The sequence below is a fragment of the Methylotenera sp. genome (genome assembly GCF_029946165.1).
In the GTDB taxonomy this organism is placed as follows: Bacteria; Pseudomonadota; Gammaproteobacteria; order Burkholderiales; family Methylophilaceae; genus Methylotenera.
On record NZ_JAQSDZ010000010.1, the window covers coordinates 180,326 to 205,130 of the forward strand.

The 24,805-nt window shown below is 42.0% G+C and carries 22 protein-coding genes, 1 pseudogene and 1 riboswitch; of the genes and pseudogenes, 9 read left to right on the forward strand and 14 right to left on the reverse strand.

The window, feature by feature from the left end; all coding sequences use genetic code 11:
• Positions 1 to 2 precede the first annotated feature (2 nt).
• Positions 3 to 1,142: an HPP family protein gene (locus tag PSV17_RS07395; RefSeq protein ID WP_300481111.1), complete on the reverse strand. Its 1,140-nt coding sequence runs from the start codon at positions 1,140 to 1,142 to the stop codon at positions 3 to 5.
• 8 nt (positions 1,143 to 1,150) lie between these two features.
• Positions 1,151 to 1,807 carry an HAD family phosphatase gene (locus PSV17_RS07400; RefSeq protein WP_300481113.1) on the reverse strand — a complete coding sequence of 219 codons (657 nt, stop codon included), beginning with the start codon at positions 1,805 to 1,807 and terminating at the stop codon, positions 1,151 to 1,153.
• A gap of 261 nt (positions 1,808 to 2,068) precedes the next feature.
• On the opposite strand from PSV17_RS07400, the gene xth reads away from it, so the two are divergent.
• A complete protein-coding gene (gene xth, locus PSV17_RS07405; RefSeq protein WP_300481114.1) occupies positions 2,069 to 2,836 on the forward strand; it encodes an exodeoxyribonuclease III in 768 nt (255 codons plus the stop codon).
• A gap of 110 nt (positions 2,837 to 2,946) precedes the next feature.
• On the opposite strand, the gene PSV17_RS07410 is transcribed toward xth, so the two are convergent.
• From PSV17_RS07410 to def, 7 genes are all read right to left on the reverse strand, one after another.
• Entirely contained in the window at positions 2,947 to 4,266 is a 1,320-nt protein-coding gene (locus PSV17_RS07410; protein ID WP_300481116.1) for a response regulator, read from the reverse strand.
• Positions 4,267 to 4,278: 12 nt separating this feature from the next.
• Positions 4,279 to 6,435, reverse strand: a complete 2,157-nt coding sequence (locus PSV17_RS07415; RefSeq protein ID WP_300481118.1) for an ATP-binding protein — start codon at positions 6,433 to 6,435, stop codon at positions 4,279 to 4,281.
• A 13-nt stretch (positions 6,436 to 6,448) separates the two neighbouring features.
• A complete protein-coding gene (locus tag PSV17_RS07420; protein ID WP_300481120.1) occupies positions 6,449 to 6,931 on the reverse strand; it encodes a DUF4390 domain-containing protein in 483 nt (160 codons plus the stop codon).
• Between the two features lie 64 nt (positions 6,932 to 6,995).
• Positions 6,996 to 8,315: a 16S rRNA (cytosine(967)-C(5))-methyltransferase RsmB gene (gene rsmB / locus PSV17_RS07425; protein WP_300481122.1), complete on the reverse strand. Its 1,320-nt coding sequence runs from the start codon at positions 8,313 to 8,315 to the stop codon at positions 6,996 to 6,998.
• A gap of 749 nt (positions 8,316 to 9,064) precedes the next feature.
• Positions 9,065 to 9,940 (reverse strand): zinc metalloprotease HtpX, encoded by an 876-nt coding sequence (htpX, locus tag PSV17_RS07430; RefSeq protein WP_300481124.1) that lies wholly within the window; start codon positions 9,938 to 9,940, stop codon positions 9,065 to 9,067.
• Between the two features lie 86 nt (positions 9,941 to 10,026).
• Positions 10,027 to 10,950 carry a methionyl-tRNA formyltransferase gene (gene fmt / locus PSV17_RS07435; RefSeq protein WP_300481126.1) on the reverse strand — a complete coding sequence of 308 codons (924 nt, stop codon included), beginning with the start codon at positions 10,948 to 10,950 and terminating at the stop codon, positions 10,027 to 10,029.
• 51 nt (positions 10,951 to 11,001) lie between these two features.
• Entirely contained in the window at positions 11,002 to 11,502 is a 501-nt protein-coding gene (def, locus tag PSV17_RS07440; RefSeq protein ID WP_300481128.1) for a peptide deformylase, read from the reverse strand.
• A gap of 172 nt (positions 11,503 to 11,674) precedes the next feature.
• On the opposite strand from def, the gene PSV17_RS07445 reads away from it, so the two are divergent.
• From PSV17_RS07445 to PSV17_RS07455, 3 genes are all read left to right on the forward strand, one after another.
• On the forward strand, positions 11,675 to 12,739 hold the full coding sequence (locus PSV17_RS07445; RefSeq protein ID WP_300481130.1) for a LysM peptidoglycan-binding domain-containing protein: 1,065 nt from the start codon (positions 11,675 to 11,677) through the stop codon (positions 12,737 to 12,739).
• An 11-nt stretch (positions 12,740 to 12,750) separates the two neighbouring features.
• On the forward strand, positions 12,751 to 13,866 hold the full coding sequence (gene dprA, locus PSV17_RS07450; RefSeq protein ID WP_300481132.1) for a DNA-processing protein DprA: 1,116 nt from the start codon (positions 12,751 to 12,753) through the stop codon (positions 13,864 to 13,866).
• Between the two features lie 96 nt (positions 13,867 to 13,962).
• On the forward strand, positions 13,963 to 14,436 hold the full coding sequence (locus PSV17_RS07455; protein WP_300481133.1) for a DUF494 domain-containing protein: 474 nt from the start codon (positions 13,963 to 13,965) through the stop codon (positions 14,434 to 14,436).
• 58 nt (positions 14,437 to 14,494) lie between these two features.
• Here PSV17_RS07455 and metF read toward each other — a convergent pair whose 3' ends face one another.
• The 5 genes and pseudogenes from metF to metK form a co-directional block, all read right to left on the reverse strand.
• The gene (metF, locus tag PSV17_RS07460) at positions 14,495 to 15,328 is read right to left on the reverse strand and encodes a methylenetetrahydrofolate reductase [NAD(P)H] (RefSeq protein WP_300481135.1); all 834 of its coding nucleotides are present in this window, start codon (positions 15,326 to 15,328) and stop codon (positions 14,495 to 14,497) included.
• A gap of 16 nt (positions 15,329 to 15,344) precedes the next feature.
• Positions 15,345 to 15,695, reverse strand: a complete 351-nt coding sequence (locus tag PSV17_RS07465) for a phage holin family protein (RefSeq protein ID WP_300481137.1) — start codon at positions 15,693 to 15,695, stop codon at positions 15,345 to 15,347.
• Between the two features lie 32 nt (positions 15,696 to 15,727).
• Positions 15,728 to 17,152, reverse strand: coding sequence for an adenosylhomocysteinase (gene ahcY, locus PSV17_RS07470; RefSeq protein WP_300481139.1), 1,425 nt, complete (start codon positions 17,150 to 17,152; stop codon positions 15,728 to 15,730).
• 93 nt (positions 17,153 to 17,245) lie between these two features.
• A riboswitch (S-adenosyl-L-homocysteine riboswitch) is annotated at positions 17,246 to 17,326 on the reverse strand.
• Positions 17,327 to 17,405: 79 nt separating this feature from the next.
• Positions 17,406 to 18,630: pseudogene (locus PSV17_RS07475) on the reverse strand (HD-GYP domain-containing protein).
• Positions 18,631 to 18,701: 71 nt separating this feature from the next.
• Positions 18,702 to 19,859: a methionine adenosyltransferase gene (metK, locus tag PSV17_RS07480; protein WP_300481140.1), complete on the reverse strand. Its 1,158-nt coding sequence runs from the start codon at positions 19,857 to 19,859 to the stop codon at positions 18,702 to 18,704.
• A gap of 177 nt (positions 19,860 to 20,036) precedes the next feature.
• Between metK and dapF the strand changes: the two genes are divergently transcribed.
• The 5 genes from dapF to PSV17_RS07505 all read left to right on the forward strand — a co-directional run.
• Positions 20,037 to 20,861, forward strand: a complete 825-nt coding sequence (gene dapF / locus PSV17_RS07485) for a diaminopimelate epimerase (RefSeq protein WP_300481141.1) — start codon at positions 20,037 to 20,039, stop codon at positions 20,859 to 20,861.
• 44 nt (positions 20,862 to 20,905) lie between these two features.
• Positions 20,906 to 21,583: a DUF484 family protein gene (locus tag PSV17_RS07490; protein ID WP_300481142.1), complete on the forward strand. Its 678-nt coding sequence runs from the start codon at positions 20,906 to 20,908 to the stop codon at positions 21,581 to 21,583.
• 46 nt (positions 21,584 to 21,629) lie between these two features.
• Complete coding sequence (gene xerC, locus PSV17_RS07495) at positions 21,630 to 22,514, forward strand: tyrosine recombinase XerC (protein WP_300481143.1); 885 nt, start codon at positions 21,630 to 21,632, stop codon at positions 22,512 to 22,514.
• A gap of 167 nt (positions 22,515 to 22,681) precedes the next feature.
• Entirely contained in the window at positions 22,682 to 23,266 is a 585-nt protein-coding gene (locus tag PSV17_RS07500) for a Fe-Mn family superoxide dismutase (RefSeq protein WP_300481145.1), read from the forward strand.
• A 443-nt stretch (positions 23,267 to 23,709) separates the two neighbouring features.
• Positions 23,710 to 24,805, forward strand: a 1,096-nt coding sequence (locus PSV17_RS07505; protein WP_300481147.1) for a PAS domain S-box protein, incomplete at its 3' end; no start/stop codon positions are given.

Here is a 24,805-nt window from a genome sequence, read left to right on the forward strand (position 1 = left end):
TTTTATTTATACAAGGCATTAATCACATCGGTTTGCGACAATATGCCTACTAAGCGCTTTTCATCATCCACCACGGGAATAACATGCAGGGCATGCGTGGTGATAAGCGGAATAATATGCACAATATGCGCGTCATGTTGAATGGTGACGGCATGGGTGCTCATAATTTGCCCAACTACTTCTGGCTGAGTGCTATGTGTGCGATGCGAGCGACGGATAAGTTGCTTAAAGCGTGATTCCACATGCGCAAATGATTCAGGTTTGGCGTGGCGCATAAAGTCATCGTGACTTAATAGGCCAATCACTCGGTTTGCTTTGTTAACTACAGGAATGGCTGGGTAAGGGCTTTGCCTGAGCTTTTCCCAAGCATCTTCTAATCTATGCCCATACTCCAAGGCAAAAGTCACAGGGCTCATGATTTTATTGCATTGAATTTCTCCCAGCTTACGCTTATAAGCATTGAGCTCAGTTTGCTCTAACAATTGCTTTAAATTATCACGGTTAATATCAATAATTTGATCAAATTGCTGCAGTGCTGCGTTGAGATCTTCTTCGCGAAAGCCGAATTGATAATGCATTTGCGCGGGAGAGGCCGTTTTTTCGCTCGCGGATGCAGGTGGATAGGTGCGTCCAGTCAGGTTGTTGTAAATTAAAGCCATGCCTAATAATAGAAAGCTGTTAACAGCCACTGGCCAAAGTACAAATCCGTAGCCCAGCGCATGAATCGCTGGTCCACCTAAAACAGCGGTAAGCGCAACAGCGCCGCTGGGCGGATGCAAGCAACGCAAGGCAAACATTAAGAGTATGGAAAACATGGCAGCTAGCCCTGCGGCGAGCGAGATATTCTGCGGAAACAATAATGCAAAGCTCACTCCCGTCAATGCGGCAATGATGTTGCCGCCAACAATAGACCACGGCTGCGCTAAAGGGCTACTGGGTAGAGCAAACAGTAGAACTGACGAAGCTCCCATGGGAGCAATCAAGAAAAAGGTCGCGATAGGGTCGTAATTAACCGCGTATTGAGCAATCAAACCCGTAAATAAAATGCCACATAAAGCACCTACAGCAGCGCGGTATTTTTCAGCCCAACCACCTGTCATGGCTTGAGGCCAAAAACGCTTTAGATAAATAATCAGATTCACTTTTTAGCTCAAGCACATTTGTTATCAACATTAGTCAAAGTCAGCCAATCACTTAAGTTATTAACTACATGGTAACTATTTTGCACTACAAAGTCGCTAGGTTGTTTTAAATCTGGCACCACAACTACTTTTAAACCTGCGGCTATGGCGGCTTGTGCGCCTAATTCGCTATCTTCAAACGCGATACATTCACTGGCTTTTAAGCCTAGCTTCTCTACTGCAAGTAAATAAATATCTGGGTTTGGCTTGCCTCGGGAAACTTCTTGACCGCTGGTAAGATGACTAAAATAATCCAACACACCAGTATGCGTTAATCGATGGGTAATGTGTTGCATTGGCGATGAAGAAGCCACGCTACAAATCACGCCATTGGTTTGGTAGTGGTGTAATAAAGCTTGTGCGCCTGCTTTCAGGGGAAACACATGATTGCGCAGATCTAAGTAGGTATTTAAGCCTTGTAACACGTGATTAAAGTTGGCTTCTCCACCCAATTGCTGAGTCATGATGCGCGTGGAATCTGACCAAACTCGTCCAACTAACTCAACATACTCAGTTTGCGTGTAGTTAATACCAATTTGTTCTGCGGCTTGTATGCAGCCTTGCATGATGATGCGCTCAGAATCAATCAGTAAGCCATCCATATCAAAAATTGCTGCTTTTATCACGTGAGCTTTTTCGCAAAAAGCGTGACTTTAACATACAACAAGAACCGTGATTTAAATTCATTAAGAGACTTTTGCACGAATGCACTTTCGTTATAAAAACTTACAAATTCGTCCTTCCGTCGCATGCGGTTAAGACGGGATTTTATAACTCTGCTCAAGACACACCTAAATTCTGGTTCGTACAAAGGTCTCATTTATATAGAATTATATGCAATTATTTACACATGCTAAAATAGGCTAAACCATAATTGAGATTGAGCCGTGAAACTTGCAACTTGGAACGTAAACTCACTGAATGTGCGCCTACCGCATGTACTAGATTGGCTCCGTGATAACCCCATTGACGTGCTTTGCTTGCAAGAAACTAAGCAAGAAGATAGCAAGTTTCCTTATGCTGAATTAAAAGAGGCAGGTTACAACGCCATTCATAGTGGGCAAAGAACCTACAATGGCGTGGCAATTTTAAGCACTCATGAAATGACAGATATTGAGCATGGTATTAACGCTTTTGAAGATGAGCAAAAACGTGTGATTTCTGCCACTATTAACGGCGTGCGAGTAGTGTGTGTGTATATTGTAAATGGCCAAGCTGTGGATTCTGAAAAGTATGAATACAAGATGCGCTGGTTAAGTGCGCTTAATGCATGGTTAGCGATTGAGCTTAAAAAGTACCCAAAATTAGTTTTATTAGGTGATTACAACATTGCACCTGAAGACCGTGATTGCCACGACCCTGCAGCCTGGCTTGGGCAAATATTAGTCAGCCCAAAAGAGCGCGAGCATTTTCAAAAACTGCTTCAATTGGGATTGCATGATAGCTTTAGGTTATTTGAGCAAGCAGAAAAAAGCTTTAGCTGGTGGGATTACCGCATGATGGGTTTCAGACGTAACTTCGGTATGCGCATTGACCATATTTTAGTTAGCGACGCGCTTAAATCAGCTTGTATCGCTGTGGCTATCGACAAAACACCACGCAAACTGGAAAGACCTTCTGACCATACACCTGTGATTTTGGAATTAGGTATTTAAAGGAAATATACGGCGGTCAGAATACACTTGCGGTTTAACGTTCTTGCTAGATAAAACCTAGACCTTTCACGTTTAATCGTCATTCTCGACTGCTCGGGAATGACGCCTGATTACTTAATCTTAATCCCAAGCTGTTTGAGTTTACGGTACAAATGTGTGCGCTCTAATCCAGCTATATCGGCTAATTTACTCATATTATTAGCCGCAGCCTTCATGTGATGCTGAAAATACATACGCTCAAAGTCGTCTCGCGCCTCACGCAAAGGCTGGTCTAAGAATGACATACTTAGAGCGTCCGCCATATTGACCTCTCCAACTTGTACTGGTTTATGCTTTTTAATTTCAGCAGTATTAACCTGCACTTCAGAGTTATCAAACTGGTGCAAAACACGCTTCACATCATCTAAAGTGATTTTCTCACCCAAACTCGTGTGTATTAAATTTCTGATTGCGGCATCTAATTGCGCCAAATCGCCAGGCCAATTAGCATTACGTAGCGCATTTAATGCGGCTATATCAAACTCGCGGTATTCCAAGCCCGCCAACTCGAGTTGCAAATTAGCAATCGCAACTACTAAGTCAGGGATGTCTTCCCTATGCTCATCTAAGGCTGGTACACGTAAAGATGCCGCAGACAAAGCTTGAAATAAATTGAGATCAAATAAAGATTCAGCTTGTAACTTAGGTAAGTTTTCGCTGGTGCCACACACAACACGCACATGATACTTTTCTGATTTTGCAATTAACAGCAGTAAGCCTTTTTGTTCAGCTTTCTTAAGATCGGCAATCTCGGAAAGAAATAATACGCCACCACGAACCGATTCAAGTATGTCCAAAGGCGTATCTACCAGTTGGTTGAAGTCCGTGAGTTGCAGCCAAGGGCTACCAGCATCTTGTAAATATCGTGCGCAAAGCTCCGCCCCACAACCCTTAGGGCCAATCAATAAAATTGGCGTAGGACTAACGCCAACGGCAATTTTATCTAGCCTATCTTTAAGTGCTGTAACAATCGGGCTTTTGCCTAAACTGCTGAGATTCATTTCTGATTTTGGCAACTGTTCACTGTGTTTTAACGCGGCACTTACAGTTTTTAAGAGCTTTTGTAGTGCAATTGGCTTTTCTAAAAAGTCAAAAGCGCCGATACGTGTTGCTTCTACTGCAGTATCAATCGTGCCATGCCCTGACATCATCACCACGGGCATTGTCAATAAACTGCTATTCGCCCATTCTTTAAGCAGCGTAATACCATCACAATCTGGCATCCAAATATCAAGCAACACAAGATCAGGGCGTTCATGCAAGCGTGCTGCACGGGCTGCGGCAGCATTTTCTGCCAGCTGTACTTGGTAGCCTTCGTCTTGCAGAATATCGCGCAAAAGCTCGCGTATACCAATTTCATCGTCAACTACTAATATATGTTTTGATGCCATTTTCTATCTTCTTTATGATTCCGTATGACTAAGTGTATCTATCAAGAGTGGGATTTTGATTGCAACAATTGCACCTGTGGTTTGCATGGCTTTTGGCACATTTTCAATTTTAATACTGCCTTTATGTTCTTCAATAATTTTTTTCACGATGGCTAAGCCTAAGCCAGTACCATGTGATTTGGTTGTGACATAAGGTTCAAAAACACGCAACAGCATGTCTTCAGGAAAACCTAAGCCATTATCGGTGACAGTGAGCGCTAACATTTCACCTTCAATTTTAGTCTGAACCGCTATGGTGGCATCGGCTTGATCTACAAGTGCATCTTGCGCATTTTGAAGCAAATTATGAATCACTTGACGCAACATCGTACTATCGCCTTTTATTGAACAAGGCTGTTTTTCTAACACCAAACTTATCTTACTACCCGAATGATCATAAAGTGAAACTACTTCTTTAATGAGATTGTTTAAGTTTAGCTTTTGTAGTTGTGGCGCTGGTGAACGCGCGTAATCACTAAACTCATTCACCATGCGCTTCATCGCATCTACTTGGTTAACGATGGTTTCTGTCGAACGTCTTAACATTTCCGCATCAGCATCATTCAGCTTACTCAGTAATTTATGCGACATGCGTTCTGCTGATAGTTGAATCGGCGTAAGCGGATTTTTAATTTCATGCGCAAGTCGTCTTGCCACCTCACCCCATGCTGCATCGCGTTGCGCTTGTATCATCGTGGTTGCGTCATCAAATACCGCAACATAGCCGCCATCAGGTAAGCGCGTGCCACGCACTGTTAGTATCTGCTTGCCATTAGCACCTAACAATTCTACCTGGGTTTGACCATCTTCTTTATGAGTGCCAGCTTGCTCAATATCATCTAAGCTATTCTTAGCCACAGTAAGTAAAAAGTTTTCCAATCGGGGATATTTAAGGTTAATTTGTTCTAGCTGCAGGCCGACATAACCTTGCAATGGCACCCCAAGTATGTTCATAGCCGCTTCGTTAAATGTGCGCAACTCGCCACGTTTATTGAGCGCCATCACGCCTGATGACAAATGCGCGAGTATGGTTTCTAAATAGCCGCGTGCGGCTTCAACTCGCGCACGATTTCCATCAGCAGCTTTTGTCGCATCGCCTAACTGTTGCGTCATGCTATTGAATGATTGCACCAGCACGCCCAACTCATCTTTACCATGCGCAGGCAACATCGTACTGTAGTCACCGCTAGCAATCGCCTTAGTACCTTCTGCTAAAACGGTTAATGGTGCAGAAAGGCGCCGACTTAACACGAAAGCCACAGCAACCGCTCCCAGCATCGCCAGCATCATCACCAAAGTGAGCGTAAGGGCAAATACCTCCCTTAATGAAGCACGACTATATGAAAGCTGCTGATAATCTTGATAGACATCTTGTACCGCTTCAGCTGTTTTTGCTAACGGTTTAGGTACTGGCTGCAACAGCTGTAATATACGTAGTTCACCAGTTAAGTCTTGCCCATTGACGGGTGCCAGCACGCGTAAATATAAACCTTTATCGCCGATAGGTTCAATACTTGCCACGGTATGTTTACGCGCTTGCCTAAGCTGAACAATGCTTGGCAACTCAGGCAAAAAAGTCCCTGAATCACTACTTGAAACCTCTAAAATTCGGCCTTGTACGGTTAATAAAGTCAGATCTTGTATTCCGCTTTTTTCACGTAAATCATTTAGTATGGAATGGGTATTTAAAGGTTGAAAAGATAAGGCTGTCGCCATGCTCTCGCCTTTTTCTTTTACATCCGCCAGCATAATATCTAAGGCCGTGCGCCCTAAATTAAGCCCGCCCTCAAGCGCAGCTTCAACCTTCACGTTAAACCAAGATTCAATAGACCTTGTTAAAAAGTTCACGGAAACTAGGTAGACGATTAAGCCTGGAATAATCGCCATCATCGCAAAGCTACCTAACAAACGTAGCGTAAAACGGCTACCCACCACACCTTTACGAATTTGTCGGTATAAACGCCAAATTTGATAACCAATCAATACAATCAAGAAGGTTGCTAAAACGCCATTGAGCGTCACCAGTAAAGTGTAGTATTCACCTGAAGCAGCAGTATTCGCACTTGCATTTGACAGCAAGTAAAGTAAAAAAACGCCTAAAGCAGCGCTAATAAAAATGACATACTTCATTGTGGGATATTGATCATTTAAACAAACTAGGCACCCATTCAAAGCGCTGCGAACTCATCTTCCAGTCATCTGAGCCTATGGTATCGCCCTGCACTACTTTTGGTAATTTTCTAGGATCAAGCCTTATCAATAAAGCGGCTTTATAATGCTCACCCTTTTCCACTTCAGACTTTTGAAATAACTTTAGGTCGCTGATTTCAGATAAATCATCAGTCGCTTCATCTAAACGCACAAAAGCTTTTTGCTGATCGCCGCGGATGACTAAAAATTGTCTCGAAAGCGCATGGTAGCTTAAAGTCACACGGTTAGTTACAGTTACCACCTCATCGTCAAACCAATATTGACGTGGTTTTGCTAACTGGAATTCAATTAAGAAATTTAGCTCAAAACCTTTACTAATGGCTTGTTCCATCTTCTCGCTGAATTTCATGTCAAGGTCTGCATTAAGTGCGTAAGAATCATCAGTCGCAACTAGTGAAGCACTCCTGATAATCATACTGCTATTACCCGCCAAAACTGTTGTAGAAAACAGCATGAGCAAGCAGAGTGCGAAAAATGGTTTAATTTTTTTGTAGCAATGCATAAAAAAAGCCATCGTGTGCAATTGTAGGAAGAAGTTGACCATTTATATGCGTGATATCTGCAGAAGCATAACTTTCTGGAAGTTCAAACGGCAGTTGAGTTGCGTCCGCATTATTTTGTAAGAAATTATCCACTTGACCTTGATTTTCTTCATTGAAAACAGAGCAGGTTACATAAAGTAATTTACCACCCTTTGCCAACATCTGCCATAAATTAGCCAGAATTTTAGCCTGTTGTCGCGTAAACGAAGCAATATCAGCCTCACGTCTTAACCATTTAATATCTACATGGCGGCGCACAATACCAGATGCGCTACAAGGTACATCCGCCAATATTCTGTCAAAAAGCTGCGGGGCAGTTGTGTTCTCATTCCACCAATCAGTCATGGATGCATCGCCAACCAATAAATTCGCCTGTAAATTCATGCGACTCAAATTACTTTGCACGCGCTGCAAACGCGTTTCATCAGAATCTAAAGCCGTTAATGCCACATCTGCCAACTCGAGAATATGACCAGTTTTACCACCTGGCGCGCAACAAGCATCTAGCACGTTCATGCCAGCTTTGGCATCGAGCATATACGCCGCCAACTGCGCACCTAAATCTTGCACAGAAACAATACCATCGCTAAAACCTGGGATTTTTTCTACTGGTAATGGGTGAGTTAAAATCAAAGCCTGCGCACCGATATGTTTAGCCTCAATATCTTGACGAGTGAGTAGTTGTAAATAGTCCTGCATGCTGACTTTTTGCGTATTAACGCGCAAAGTCATCGGCGGATGCTGATTTCCTGTTTCCAGCATTCCTTGCCAATGCTCTGGATACTGCGTTTTAAGTTTATTAACCCACCACTGAGGATAAGAATAAGTCGCCACATCGTTAGATTTAAGTTTTGCCGCAAGCTGATCTTTTTGACGTAAAAAATTACGCAAGATCGCATTCACCAAACCCTTAGCCCAGCTCTTAGGCGCTGGGCGTTTTAACTCACTCACCGCATGCACTGCTTGGTTTACCACGGTGAAAGAGTCCGCTTTATCGTGCAACAACTGATAAATTGCGACTAATAATAAGGCGTTAATACGGTCATCCGTTAACGGTTTTTCTAGCAATTGCACCAAATAAGCATCAATCTCACCATAAAACCGCAAAGTACCATAACTTAAATCCTGCGCCGCCCCACGCTGCTGTGGAGTAGCACTAGGAAACACAGCCAAAGCCGCAGGCAACGCTATTGTTAGATTACGACCAGACAACACCTGATTCACAGCATTCGCAGCGATTTGTTGAGATATATACAAAGAAAACTTTCTTGAAGTTAAAACCAATTGATTAAGGCTTGATTTTACTTGATAACCGCCAGCTCGGGTTAAACCAATAGACGAACTTAATGCAGTTTAAATCCTCTACTATCGCGCCGCACAAGCAATAAACCAATTCATTCTGTACTTGACAAAGAATCCAGCGACTTTGGGGTTTGGTTTGTTGCTTTGCATTAGTAACTATTCAGTATAAAAAGCGCTAGCGATTTTAATAAGTAAGGTGTCGGGGGTAGCCCGACAGCTAGTCACTTTCTTTCTAACTGCCTAAAAAGAAAGTAACCCAAGAAAACGGCACCCTAACATCACGGCCTAAAGGCTTCCTTGCGCTACTCAACACAAAGGCAGCAATCGGAAACTCGCTGCACTCAAACAGCCGCTTGCTGAATGCCCCTTTATGTCTGTGTTGCTCAGCGTGGCATAAAGGGGAAATATAATGAAATGGCGAGGTTTCAGAAACTCAAATAAATCCAAAACATCATGGTTTTGAACTTAAATCCCCTGCTACCGCGCCTGTTCTGCTCAGTTTCATGGGAGCTTTCGGCAAGCGGCTGTTTGAGTCAAATGATTTTATTGGCGAGTTTCCGATTGCCGCCCATGAAGCTGAGCAGAATAGGAGTCAAGCGGTAGGGGTAGCCTTTTCTTTGGTTTCTTTCTTTTGGCTAAGCAAAAGAAAGAAACTCGCCAGTCGCGCGAAAGCGACCACTTACAAATTCCAAAGAATGAATTTGCTAAACGACTGCCATCGCCATCAACCGCGCCACCCGCTCCTCAGTCTTAGGATGCGTACTAAACAAACTATCAAACGACACGCCCGCCAATGGATTAATAATCATCATCTGCCCCGTTTCTGGATGCGCTTCCGCTGTTGGATTATGAATTTGATGCGCATAATCACTAATCTTCTGCAATGCACTCGCTAAGGCTTTCGGGTCACGACTAATTTCCGCCCCCATTCTATCCGCCTCAAACTCGCGCGAACGTGAAATTGCCATTTGAATCAGCGATGCTGCCATTGGTGCTAAAAACATCATCAACATGGCTACTATGGGGCTTACATTGCGCTCGCCATCATCTCCACGACCACCGCCAAACAGCATGCCAAATGCACCAATAGATGAAATTGCACCTGCAATCGTCGCAGATATAGTAGAAATTAGCGTATCACGATGCTTAACGTGTGCCAATTCATGCGCCATAACGCCACGCAACTCTCGTTCGCTCAATACCTGCATAATGCCTGTAGTGGCCGCAACGGCGGCGTGTTCTGGATTGCGACCTGTGGCAAAAGCATTCGGTTGCGCTTCGTTCATGACATACACTTTTGGCATAGGTAATTGCGCATTTTCGGCAAGTTCTTTGACCATTTTGTAGTAGTTGCGAAACTGCGTGTTATCGCCAAAATTGTTTTCTGGGCTAACTTCTTGCGCACCATACATTTTGAGTACGGCTTTATCTGAAAACCAATAAGCATACACATTCATACCCGCTGCCAATAGCAGGGCAATCATCATGCCGCCTTGTCCGCCAAGCGCAGCGCCCACCGCACCAAATAATGCGACGATGGCTGCCATTAATATCGCTGTTTTTAACCAATTTCCGAACATTGCATTCTCCTGTTCATGACGCACCTCAATGCTTGATAGATGAAGGCTATTGATAGAAATTCAAGTTTTGTTATAGGCGTTAACGCTTAACTAAAAAAATCGCCGATTTGCAAATTATGCCCTTGCACAAAAGCTTGCGTGCTAAGCCGCTTGCCGCCTGGCGCTTGAAGTTCTGTGATATGTAGCAAACCATCGCCGCAACCAACCGTGACGCCATCTTGCACGCTAACGATTTCACCTACTTTAGCTTTTCCCTCTTTTGCGGTGGCCATCCAAATACGACAAACCTCACCTTTAAGTACGCCTTGCGCAACGGGGAAAGGGTTAAATGCACGTACTTGGCGCGAAACTTCAATTGCATTTTTTTGCCAATCAATAGCCGCTTCAGATTTCTCTAATTTATGCGCATAAGTCACTAGAGCTTCATTTTGCGGTGTGGCTGGCAATGAGCCTTTTAACTCTAACTCAGCCATTGCTTGAACCATTAAAACAGCGCCCGTTTTACTTAACTCATCATGTAAAGTTTGTGTAGTATCGTTCTCAGTGATTGGCACAACACCACGGCTAACCATCGCCCCTGCATCTAAAGCTGGAACGACTTCCATAATAGTGACGCCCGTTTCTGTATCACCTACTAACAAAGAGCGATGAATAGGTGCCGCGCCACGCCAGCGTGGTAGCAAAGAGGCGTGAATGTTATAACAACCAAATTTCGGCATATTGAGAACAACCGTCGGAATAATCAATCCGTAAGCAGCGACTATCATCACATCGGCATTTACAGCTTCTATTTGCGCTTGCACTGCTGCGTCTTTGAGAGTTTCTGGTTGGAATACAAGTAAACCATGTTGCTCAGCTATCACCTTAACAGGACTAGCTTTAAGCTTCATTCCGCGGCCTGCTGGGCGGTCTGGTTGTGTGAGCACCATGACGATTTGATGTCCTGCTGCAATCAATGCGGCTAAAGCTGGGACGGCGAATTCTGGCGTACCAGCAAATATAATTTTCAAAGTAACTTCCTATATGACTACTTAATGACTTACTAAAGCACTTCTGCTGCGCTATTTATTTCGTGTGAGTTTCAGCATTTTATTTTTAATGCGACTGCGTTTAAGTGGCGATAAATACTCAACAAATACTTTACCCAACAAATGATCCATTTCATGTTGAATACAGATACTTAACAAACCTTCGGCTTTCAATGTAAATGGCTTACCGTGATAGTCTAAAGCTTCAACCGTTACTTTTTCAGCACGAGTAACCGTGTCATAAACACCAGGCACGGATAAACAGCCTTCTTCATAGTCTTGCTCGCCACTTTTTTCAATGATTTTTGGATTAATAAATACCTGTAAATGGTCTTTCGTTTCACTGGTATCAATGATTAAAAGTTGAATGTGCTGATCCACCTGTGTAGCCGCCAAGCCAATGCCAGGCGCCTCGTACATGGTTTCGCGCATGTCGTCGATTAAACGGCGAATGCTTGCATCCACCTCTTTTACTGGTTTAGCCACCTTATGTAAGCGCGGATCTGGATAATTAAGTATGTCTAAAATTGCCATAAAAGCCTTGTTGTTTCCTTAAAAGCTAAATTGTTACTACAAATATGGTTGTTTTTCCATAAAAGCTTGATTGTTTAATGAATTACGTGATAGATTTAACGTAATTTCGCGGTTAAAGAAGTAGTTTACTCCGCATATTTTATAATGCTTTTTTGACCGAGGTCATCAAGATATGTTTCGCCATATTATAACTCTGCTCATGTTTTGTTGCATAAGCTTCAACGTTAACGCTCAAGTAGTTACTCTAAAAAATAACCATCCTGACCGACATGTCGTGGTAAAAGGCGATACATTATGGGGAATTTCAGCTAAATTTCTCAAAGATCCTTGGCAATGGCCAAGCATTTGGAAGTTAAACCGCGCTCAAATTAAAAATCCACACTGGATTTATCCTGGTGACGTTATCGTATTAGACATGAGTAGCGGCACGCCGCAATTACGTTTACTACACGAAACCATCACTCTACAACCAGGGGCAGTGGAAGAACCGCTAGATAAAACAGCTATTTCCACCATTCAGCTTAATGCAATCGCGCCCTTCTTAAGTCAGCCCTTGGTAATTGAGAAAAATCAACTGGAAAAATCACCTAGAATCATTGCGGCACAAGATAACCGCGTAGTGCTTAGCCCTGGAACACGTGTTTATATTAATAAAATCGAAGAAGGCGGAAACCTGAATTGGTATATTTATCGCCCAGGTGACAACTTGGTAGATCCTGATACTAAAAAAGTATTAGGCATTGAAGCTACCTATTTAGGTGACGCAAAAATCACTAAATACGGCGAACCTGCCAGTGCGGATATCTCCAAAGCCAAAGAAGAGGTTTTTGTTAAAGACCGATTAGTGCCTACTGGTGATGACGTTGTCACTAACTTTGTACCCCATGCACCGGATTCTGCAATATCTGGGCGCATTATGAAGGTTTATGGCGGCCTTGCTGAAGCAGGTCCACAAAGCATAGTTTCACTTAATCGCGGAACTAGTGATGGCATTGAGGTTGGACATGTACTAGCAATTAATCGTTATGGACCTGTGATTAAAGACCCTGAATACGTCAAAGAGAAAGGTTCAAAAAATATTAAATCAGAATCTGGACTTGAACCTGGTATGGTTAAACTACCTGATGAGCGTATCGGTTTATTAATGGTGTTCCGTGTCTTTGAAAATGTGTCATATGCTTTAATCATGCAAGCATCACAACCTATCAACACCCTCGACTCTGTAAAAACTCCTTAATATAAACAATTATGAGCGACCCCCGCAGTGAAGAGCTCTACGAAGAAGCGCATGTAGAAAAGTCACTGTGGATAGCGTTAAGTAGCATTCATGGCATTGGTTCACAAACTTTTTGCCTGTTACTCAAAACTTTCGGCAATCCAAGCAATATTTTTGATGCAACATATAATCAGCTAAAAGAAGTGGTATCAGATACCATTGCAGCAGAAATCACAAAAGGCGTTAATCATGATGCCCTTTCCAGTTCGCTACGCTGGTTATCGCAACCTAACAATCATTTAGTCACACTTGCTGACACAGAATACCCAAAAGCACTACTTGAAATTACCGATCCTCCAGCTTTTTTGTACGCTAAAGGTAATTTAGCGCTACTCAATTACCCCAGTATCGCAATTGTCGGAAGTCGCAACGCCTCTGTGCAAGGTGAAAAAAATGCTGAGGCATTTGCACAAGGGTTGTGTGAATACGGCTTATGTATCGTAAGTGGCTTGGCACTTGGAATTGATGGCGCGGCACATAGAGGCGCATTAAAAGCTAAAGGCTTAACTATCGCCGTAGTCGGCACGGGCTTAGACATTGTCTACCCCGCCAAACATAGAGATTTAGCCCATCAAATAGTCGAACACGGACTGATTATTTCCGAATTTGCTTTAAGTACGCCATCCAAACCGCAAAACTTCCCAAAGCGCAATCGCATCATTAGCGGCTTAAGCTTAGGCTGCTTGGTAGTCGAAGCTAACCTACAAAGTGGCTCACAAATCACTGCTCGCCTATCTGCTGAGCAAGGACGCGAAGTATTTGCCATACCTGGCTCAATTCATTCACCAATGTCTAAAGGCTGTCATCAACTTATCAAGCAAGGTGCTAAATTGGTCGATTGCCTACAAGATATTGTTGAAGAATTGGACTTAAACAAGCAAGATTCAAACATTAATGGCGACGCTAGTGACGAACTTAAAACTAATCACACAATGCTCACTCTAATGGGATATGAGCCGATTACATTAGAAAATTTAGTCAACTTAAGTGGCTTGACGGTGAGCGAAGTTTCATCCATGCTAATGATATTGGAATTAGAAGGGAGTGTCGCTAGCCTAGCAGGCGGAAAATATCAAAAAATTGTGTAACTGGATTCATCTAAATTGAGGGAAATTTAGAAATTTGATTTATGCATAAACCATCACACTTTATTTAAGAATAACTCTAATTTAAGGATAAACATCATGTTTGAAGTATTGGTTTATATGTTTGAGAATTACATTGATACACACTTTAGACCTGACGAGAGCACGCTTTCAAGAGAATTAAGTGCCGCAGGCTTTGATGAACAAGATATTAACGGCGCATTTGATTGGTTTAATCAGCTAGAACTGATGGCCGACCAAGCTGATGTATTTGAAACGCCCAATCACGTGAGCACACGAATATTTACTAGCGATGAACTTAAAAAAATCACTGGTGAAAGCTTAGGTTTTGTCTTATTTTTGGTTCAAGCAAAAATTCTCAATGCTGCACAACGAGAATTAATCCTTGAGTTAGCCATGAACTTACCGCAACCGCTCATCAGCATAGAAGAAATGCGTTGGATTGCGTTAATGACGACTTGGGGTGCAAGTAAGTCTGGTCCAGATAAAACCAAAGAATATTTATTTATTGAAGATGCCTTACTCAATAAACAAAAACCGACTTTGCATTAGAAAGTCGGTTTTTATTAAAAAATAAACTAGTCAAACACTTAACTAGCAAATTAAAACGTTATTTTTCGCTAATATTTTCTATGATTTTACTAATCATTGTAGAACGATTCAGCGTATAAAAATGCAGACTTGGCACTCCCCAAGCTTGCAATGTCTCACATAATTCACTCACGACATCGACGCCAAATGCGCGTAAAGAATCTATATCTTCGCCATATTCTTCTAGGCGCATTTTAAGCCAACGTGGAATATCAGCACCGCATACGCTAGAAAATCTGGCTAATTGAGTAATGTTATAAATTGGCATAATACCAGGTACGATAGGCACATGAATGCCAGTAGCCTCACATTGATCTACAAATCTAAAGTATGCATCCGCGTTATAAAAATACTGCGTAATAGCTGAGTTAGCTCCAGCGTCTACTTTACGTTTTAAATTCATTAAGTCCGCCTTAGGCGTTCTTGCTTCTGGATGAAATTCTGGGTAAGCAGCCACTTCGATATGAAACTGATTACCAGTTTCAGCACGAATAAACTCTACTAGCTCCGCAGCATATTTAAAATCACCTGCGCTCACTTCACCTGAGGGTACGTCACCACGCAATGCCACCAAACGCTTAATACCGCGTTCTTGATAGGTTTTTAGCAAATCACGAATTTCTTCTTTGCTGGATGAAACACAAGAGATATGCGGCGCAGATTGAAAACCTTCTTGTTGAATTTCCAGCACAGTATCCATCGTTCTATCACGCGTAGAGCCGCCTGCACCGAACGTCACCGAAAAGAATTCAGGATTATATTGAGCTAATTCCACACGAGTTTCACGTAGCTTTTCTATGCCATCACTTGTTTTTGGCGGGAAAAATTCAAAACTAAACGTAGTTTTTTTCATTTATTAATCTTTATTATTAGTCTTTTTTATTGTCAATCACAATAGCTGCGAACAGCCAAGACAGCACGCTATACACCAAGGCACCAATAATCCCTGCCATTAAGGTTTTAACCTCAAACCCTTGTAGCCAATGACCAACGCCATAAAATAATATTCCATTGATCACCAGAATAAAAAGGCCTAATGTAAGAATAGTAATGGGTAGCGTTAATATGACCAAAATTGGCTTAATCAACATATTGACTAAGCCAATCACTAATGCTGCCACTAGCGCTGTTGTGAAATTAGCCACATGAATATCTGGAACAAAATGCGTGACCAATAATAAAGCCAATGCATTTAATAACCATACAAGTAATAGTTTCACGGGCTAACTCCTTAAATAAGCGTTAATGTTGCTTAGTAGCGGTAGGTGTCTGGCTTGTAAGGGCCTTGTTTTTGCACACCAATATAAGCTGCTTGTTGATCTGTTAATACAGACAATTGTGCATTGAGTTTTTTCAATTGCAATATTGCCACTTTTTCATCTAAATGCTTAGGCAGAGTATATACGCCTACTGGGTAATTAGCAGTTTGCGTAAACAGCTCAATTTGTGCAATGGTCTGATTGGCAAAAGATGAGCTCATCACGTAGCTTGGGTGGCCTGTACCGCAACCTAAATTCACCAAACGACCTTTTGCTAACAAGATGATTTTTTTGCCATCGGGGAAAATCACGTGATCAACTTGTGGCTTAATTTCATCCCACTCATATTTTTCAAGTGAAGCAACATCAATCTCGTTATCAAAGTGACCGATATTACACACGATAGCTTGTGTTTTCATTTTAGCCATATGGTCATGTGTAATCACATGATAGTTACCTGTACAAGTGACAAAAATATCACCATGCTCACAAGCATAATCCATGGTTACTACACGATAGCCTTCCATCGCGGCTTGTAGTGCACAGATTGGATCAATTTCAGTAACCCAAACTTGGGCAGATAATGCACGAAGCGCTTGTGCAGAACCTTTACCGACATCGCCGTAACCAGCCACAATTGCCACTTTACCTGCAATCATCACGTCAGTTGCGCGTTTAATCGCATCAACCAATGATTCACGGCAACCATATAGATTGTCAAATTTTGACTTAGTCACTGAGTCATTCACATTAATCGCTGGGAAAGCTAATTTGCCTTCTTTATGCATTTGATACAAACGATGCACGCCAGTGGTGGTTTCTTCAGTTACGCCGATGATTTTAGCTAGGCGAGTTGAATACCATGTTGGGTCAACTGTTAATTTCGCTTTAATCGCATCAAACAAGCAAGTTTCTTCTTCTGAAGAAGGGTGAGCAATCACTGACAAATCTTTTTCTGCTCGTGTGCCAAGGTGAAGCAACAATGTTGCATCGCCACCATCATCTAAAATCATGTTTGAGTACCCACCATCGGTCCACTCAAAAATGCGATGCGTGTAATCCCAATACTCAGCCAAAGTTTCACCTTTAATAGCGAATACGGGCGTGCCGCCTGCAGCAATTGCAGCAGCAGCATGGTCTTGCGTAGAGTAGATGTTGCATGATGCCCAACGTACTTCAGCACCGAGGTCTTTTAAGGTTTCAATCAGCACGGCTGTTTGAATGGTCATGTGCAAAGAGCCCGTAATGCGCGCACCTTTAAGCGGTTGCACTGCGGCGAATTCTTCGCGAATTGCCATTAAGCCTGGCATTTCGGTTTCAGCAATAGCGATTTCTTTGCGGCCAAATGTAGCTAAGCTAATATCGGCAATTACATAGTCTTTGCTTGTATCTTTAATATCTGCAGTCACAATATTCATTTCAATTTCCTTGAATGTGTGACCGGGGGGATGGGGAATAATATAGAGATGCTAACGCTTTTCTCACCCGTATCCCGTGCCCGGCACGGTTAATAATGGTGAGCGCAGTTTAAACATTTACCGAGCCTGGGAAGATGTTTACAAATCACATCTCTCGCAACGCTCCTCGGAATTTCTGAATTATACTCGATATTTTTTAGCTTACAAATAGCTAAAAATGCCTAAGTGAATAATTACGTTACCAAATTTCATACTAACTCCATATTTCATGAATATCATTAATGCCCCAAAGAATAGGATCTTCATGACCAACGATAGTGTCTTGCTCGTGAGGTTTAGATAAATCTACCACATCAACCTTAATACGCGATTTTGATTTTGTTGAGAAAAATACTTTAATAATGGGTGTTAATAAAGACTTGGGGCTTTGATCAATCACTACTGCCAATCGTCCAGATTTGAGCTTAACCATAGAGCCGATTGGATATATGCCCACACTTTTAACAAACGCCTTGAAAACAACCTCATCAAAATGTCCATTCCACTGCGCCATCCGCTGCAATGAAATGCCTGGTGCCTGGCTCCCAACCACCCTTGTATGGGCGGTTAGAAGTAATCGCATCGTAGACATCACACACCGCACCCATTTTGGCAAAAATACTAATTTCCTCAGCTTTTAATTTGTTAGGGTAGCCAGTGCCATTTACTTTTTCGTGGTGATGTAAGCACACATCCAAAGTAACTTCATCTGTGATATTGGCTTGCAATAAAAGCTCATGCCCACGTTCTGGATGCAACTTAACTAAAGTAAATTCCTCATCTGTGAGGGCACCAGGTTTATTAAGCACCTCTAAAGGAATAGCCGCCTTACCTAAATCGTGCAATAAACCCGCCAAACCAGCCTTTTTAGTTTCAGCTTCAGGCATACCTAGCTCTTTTGCCAATGCCATCATCAATGCGCAAACGGCCACAGAATGCATATAGGTATATTCATCTTTGTTTTTTAAACGCACCAAGCTAATAAGTGCGCCTAGATTTCTATCCACTGAAGCGGCGATATCATCGACCATCTGCATAGCGGCTTCAGCATTAATGGCTTTACCCATGCGCACGTCATGAAACATTGATGCAACCGCTTTTTTAGAAGCGTTAATAACTTTTTTCGCTTGAGCTTGCTCTTGTGCTATCGAAATTTGCTTAGATTTTGGCGACGGAATGGGAGTATTTAAGGCTAATACAGGTATATCCACAACGAGAGGAATGTCTGAATCTACAACCTCATTGAGTTCTGCAATATCCAAGCCTTTAGAAGAGTCAATGACAACCTCTTTAATAACGCTGGCTTGCAGTTTTATTAAATCAGCAGGGTCTTCTAATTTGAATGCTTTTTTCCAGAAAGGATGGTCTATCCAAGCGCCTTTCAGCTCTTGAATAAACATGCCTAGTCGAACTTGCTTTATAGCAACAACTTTTAACATATGCCACCACTAAAAAGATACTAACAAGCGTTTAACATCATTTTAGCAATGACATAATCAATTCAATTGTTCTAAATAGACGCCTTTAGTGCTGCTGCTTTATCAATCGCTTCCCAAGTGAATTCGGGCTCATCACGACCAAAGTGACCGTAAGCGGCTGTTTTAGCGTAAATAGGGCGTAACAGATCAAGCATTTTTACGATACCTTTTGGACGTAAGTCAAAATGCTCGCGCACCAAAGCAGTCAGCGTTTCATTGCTAACCTTACCTGTACCGTAAGTTTCCACCATCACGCTGGTTGGCTGTGCAACGCCAATTGCGTAAGAAACTTGTACCAAGCAACGTGATGCCAAACCTGCGGCGACAATATTCTTAGCCACATAGCGACCTGCATAAGCCGCGCTACGATCTACTTTTGAAGGATCCTTACCTGAAAACGCACCACCGCCGTGAGGTGCGGCACCACCGTAGGTGTCCACAATAATCTTACGACCCGTTAAACCGCAATCGCCTTGCGGACCACCGATTACAAAGCGCCCTGTAGGGTTCACTAAATATTTAATTTCACCTTTAATGAGCTCACTTGGTAGCACGGGTTTAATGATGTCTTCAATGACCGCCTCACGAATCGCTTCTAAGCTCATTTCAGGCGCATGTTGTGTTGACACGACTACTGTATCAATGGCACTTGGTTTACCATCAACATATTTAATCGTTACTTGAGATTTAGCATCTGGGCGTAGCCATGGCAGACGGCCATCTTTACGCAATTGCGCTTGACGCTCCATTAAACGATGGCTCAGCCAGATTGGCAATGGCATGAGTTGTGGCGTTTCATCTACGGCATAACCAAACATTAACCCTTGGTCGCCTGCACCTTGGTCTAGTGGGTCATCATGTGCACCATCAACTCCTTGGGCGATGTCGGGTGATTGCTTGTCGTATGCCACTAATACCGCACAACCTTTGTAGTCGATACCGTACTCTGTATTGTCGTAGCCGATACGTTTAATCGCATCACGCGCAACTTTGATGTAATCCACATTCGCTGTTGTGGTAATTTCACCTGCTAAAACAATCAAACCAGTGTTGGCTAGGGTTTCGGCAGCGACACGAGCGGTTGGATCTTGGGTTAAAATAGCATCTAAAATGCTGTCTGATACTTGGTCTGCGAGTTTGTCTGGGTGACCTTCAGAAACAGATTCTGAAGTAAAAAAATATTCATTCATTGAGGTGCGCCTTGGAAACTAAAATTTAAAAAAATGAAATGAAATTCATACTAAAGGCTAAAGCATGAATCACAGGTCAAAGACTAGGCGCTTATTGTACCTAAGTATTTAAACAATATAGTTAAAATAAGAAGAATAAATGACAGCCTATTCAATCAATCAATTTATAATATAACGATGAATTTACACTTTACAAAAATGCAAGGCGCTGGCAATGACTTTATTGTGATTAACGGCATTGACCAGCCTTTTCAGCTCACAACCGAGCAAATTCAAGCTTTATCGCATCGCCAATTTGGCATTGGCTTTGACCAACTTTTACTCGTCGAAACCTCTAAAGTTGCCGATTTCAAATACCGTATTTTTAATGCTGACGGCAATGAAGTTTCGCAATGCGGCAATGGTGCACGCTGTTTTGTACGCTTTGTGGTAGACCAAAAACTGAGCAATAAACATGAAATTAGCGTGGAAACCGCTAGCGGCATTATTACGCCAAAATTAGAAAGCACTGGTTTAGTTACAGTGAATATGGGCGCGCCTAGATTATTACCAGATGAAGTGCCTTTCATTGCTGATGTTGTTGCTGACAGCTACCCACTAGAAGTTGCTAATCAACAAATCACCATTTCGGCAGTTTCTATGGGTAATCCGCATGCGGTGCAAATCGTTGAAGATGTGGAAACTGCGCCAGTAGTTGCGCTTGGTAGCCAAATTGAAGTGCATCCGCGCTTTCCTGAGCGTGTAAACGCAGGGTTCATGCAAATTATTAATGAACATCATATCAAACTAAGAGTGTTTGAGCGTGGTACTGGCGAAACCCTTGCTTGCGGCACGGGTGCTTGCGCCGCCGTGGTTGCGGGCATTCAATTAGGGCGATTACAATCACCTGTCAAAGTATCTGCACGTGGCGGTGAACTGCATATTGCTTGGCAGGGTGGCAACTCACCTGTGATGATGACAGGGCCAGCTGTGGCAGTATTTACTGGCAACATTGAAATATAAATCTAATAAAAACACGCTCATTCAAGAGAATCACAAGGAATACTATGCAAGAAGATATTCAAAATACCATTTCAGTTGACGACGTAAAAAGTTATTTGCGCACGCATAAAAACTTCTTTGAAGAGCACGCCAGCTTACTGACCGAAATCTATCTACCAAGCCCGCATGGTAGTGGTGCAATTTCATTAGCAGAGCGCCAACAACTGGCTCAGCGCGACAAAATTCGCGTGCAGGAAGTGATGCTTGCACAATTGATTGAATTTGGTGAGCAAAATGACGTCACCAGCCATAAGGTACATAATTTTAGCGTTAAGTTACTTGAAAACAATGACTTAACCAAACTACAACCGCTTATTGCTGAAAACATGCAGCATGTGTTTGATGTGACAGAGTCTCATGTGCGCATTTGGTTAAAACCACATGATGAAGCACTCTCGCATGATGCTGTTTTCGCCCCAGTCAATGATACTTTTAGCGATTGGGTAGTTGCGTTAGAAGCGCCTCACTGCGGCACTCAACCTGAATCAGCTAAAGGTTTACTTGGAGAGAATCTTCAATCTTTTGCATTTCTACCGCTGTACAAGAACGGCGATAAAAAACACGCATTTGGTGTATTAATGCTAGGCTCTGAAGACCAAAAACGCTTTAAAGCTGATATGGGTTTAATGTATTTAAAACGCATCGGCGATTTAGTGAGCGCTTCGTTCTCAAACTATTTGTAAGTGGCTCGCAGCGCTTAGGCACATTTATAGGTAATTAGGCCGTTAAATGAACCACTTGGACGATTACTTTCAACACTTAACATTTGAGCGCGGCCTTAGCGCGCTCACCCTAAAAAACTACGCCAGAGATATCGAGTTACTGAAATCCTTGGCTGATAATACCGCTTTAGATGCCATTACCAATATGCAAATCAGGCGTTATGTCGCCACGTTACATGGGCGAGGCCTAAGTAGCAAAACCATAGCGCGGGCACTTTCTGCTTGGCGCGGCTTCTATCGTTACCTCACTCAATATAAAGGTTTTACGCAAAACCCTGTCATGGATTTGCGCGCGCCAAAATCAGCCAAAACTTTGCCACAAGCGCTTTCTACAGACCAAGCGGTTAAGTTTGTAGATATTAAAAGCGATAGCCTGCTCGAACGGCGAGACCACGCCATCTTAGAGTTATTTTATTCATCAGGTTTACGTTTGACTGAGCTGGTGAATTTAGATATAAATATGCTGGATTTTTCTGAAGGCACCGTCACCGTTACCGGTAAAGGCAACAAAACCCGCATTGTGCCCATCGGCAGCCATGCGATGAGTGCGATTCAAACTTGGTTAGAAAGCCGCGCCCTGATTAAAATTGAAAAAACCAATCCTAATGCGTTATTTGTCACTCAGCAAGGCAAACGCATCACGCCACGTGCTGTTCAATATCGCGTTAAAGAGTGGTCAATCAAGCAAGACATCAATATCAGCATGCATCCGCATTTGCTTCGCCATAGTTTTGCAAGCCATGTATTGCAATCCAGCCAAGACTTGCGTGCAGTACAAGAAATGTTAGGTCACTCAAATATTAGTACCACGCAAATCTATACGCATCTTGATTTTCAACACTTAGCCACCATATACGATAAAGCACATCCTAGAGCTAAAAAGAAACTCTAACTTAATACATCTTGTGTTATGAATGTTTTACTCTAGGTTCAGAGTCGACGAAGATTGAATTTACAATGCCGTGCTAATAAATATCAGACCATTTATCTCGCTACAATGCGAAATAAATATGGCAAAATGGTAATTCAAAAGATTTTATAATACAAAGGAGCTTTCTCATGGAACATACTTTACCAGCCCTACCATACGCAAAAACTGCTTTAGTACCACACATTTCAGAAGAAACTTTAGAGTTTCACTATGGCAAACATCACCAAACTTATGTAACAAACTTAAATAACCTAATTAAAGGCACAGAGTTTGAAAATTCAAGTTTAGAAGAAATTATCAAAAAATCTTCAGGTGGCGTTTACAACAACTCAGCCCAAATTTGGAACCACACTTTCTTTTGGAGCAGCATGAAGCCAAACGGCGGCGGCGCTCCTACAGGTGCATTGGCCGATGCAATTAATGCAAAATGGAGTTCTTTTGAAGATTTCAAAAAAGCATTCCAAGCTTCTGCTGTGGGTAACTTCGGTTCAGGTTGGACATGGCTTGTTAAAAAGGCAGACGGTTCAGTAGACATCGTTAACATGGGCGCCGCTGGCACACCACTCACCACTGGCGACAAAGCATTATTAACTATTGATGTTTGGGAGCATGCTTATTACATCGATTATCGCAACGCTCGCGCTAAATTTGTTGAGGTATTCTTAACTTCATTAGCCAACTGGGATTTTGCAGCAACTAACTTTGCAGGCTAAAAATATCTAGCTGGTGAGAAAAAACGTAACTTTTAAAAATACGATAATAATCAATTCTTAATTTTAAAGATTAACTCTCAAAAAAAACCTTAGATGTTTTGAACTGCCCCTCATCGGCTGGATATCAATCCAACCGATGAGGGGCAGTTTTATCTGTAGTACATTTAGAGTTTAAGTTAGAAATTGTACAGCCGCCCACTAAGGTAATATATGTATTATCTTAGTTCGATCAAACTGACCTAAATGAATTTTCAACTCATTAAGTGAAGCAGCTTTATCTATAAAAAGCTCGTCTTGGGTAAACGGATTGATGATTTGATTTGAGGTTGCTAACCTTGAAAAACAGCAGTTCATTACGTCAATTAGACTTTGCATAAGATAAAGTTTATTATTGAGTGGCGTAAATAAAAAATATAAGTATTTTTATTGTTGAGTATATGAAAATGGCTTCACTAGACACATCAGATACATCCGAGTTACGCTCGTTATCTAAAAATGAGGTTCTAAACATAGAATCCCCATCCAATTTAATAAATCCTTACTTCTCAAGTGAATCTATTCTTAAGTTACTAGATCAACTACCATCCATGGTTGGTTACTGGGATAAAAACTTAAGAAACAGGTTTGTAAATAAGGCATATGAAGCGTGGTTTAGTTGCAAATTGAACGAAATTGCAGGTAAACATATTAGCGAGGTGATTGGAAAGCAATTATATGAACTCAATTTACCTTATATTGAAGCTGTACTAAAAGGGGTTCCACAAGAGTTTGAAAGGGCCATTCCCTCAGTTAATGGAACTGGATTCCGATACTCCCTTGCAAACTATATCCCTGACATTAGAAATAATAAAGTTGAGGGTTTCTATGCTTTAGTTACAGACGTCAGCGCGTTTAAAATAGCAGAGTTTGAGCTACGCAATAAGCAAGAGGCCTTAGAGTTAAGCGAAAAACGATATCGGTTGGTAGTGGAAGCGCAAACAGAACTAATCTCACGCTTAAAAGCCGATGGTACCTATACATTTGTAAACGATGCATTTTGCCGCTTTTTCGGAAGACCTGCCGAAAAGCTGATAGGCAGTAAATGGCAACCCGTGGTTTTTCCAGATGATTTGGAAAAAGTAACTAGGAAGCTTGGATTGTTATCCGTTTCTAATCCAGTCGTTAAAATTGAAAATAGAGTAATTGGGCATAGTGGCCAAGTTCATTGGATGCAATTTATCAATATTGGTGTTTTTAATGAAAATGGATCATTAACTGAAATTCAATCCGTAGGGCGTGATATTACTGAGCAAAAATTGGATCAGAATGAGATTAAAGCGTTAGCATTTAGCGATAGTTTAACTGGGTTGCCGAACCGACGTTTTTTGTTGGATCGCCTGAACAAAGCGATATCTTTTTCTTCGAGCAATGCAGAGCTTGGGGCATTGCTGTTTATAGATTTGGATTATTTTAAATCAATCAATGATCAGTATGGGCACGATTATGGAGCCTGTAAAAAAATCTGTGTAAATGATATTTTACCAATGACCTTCAAAGGAA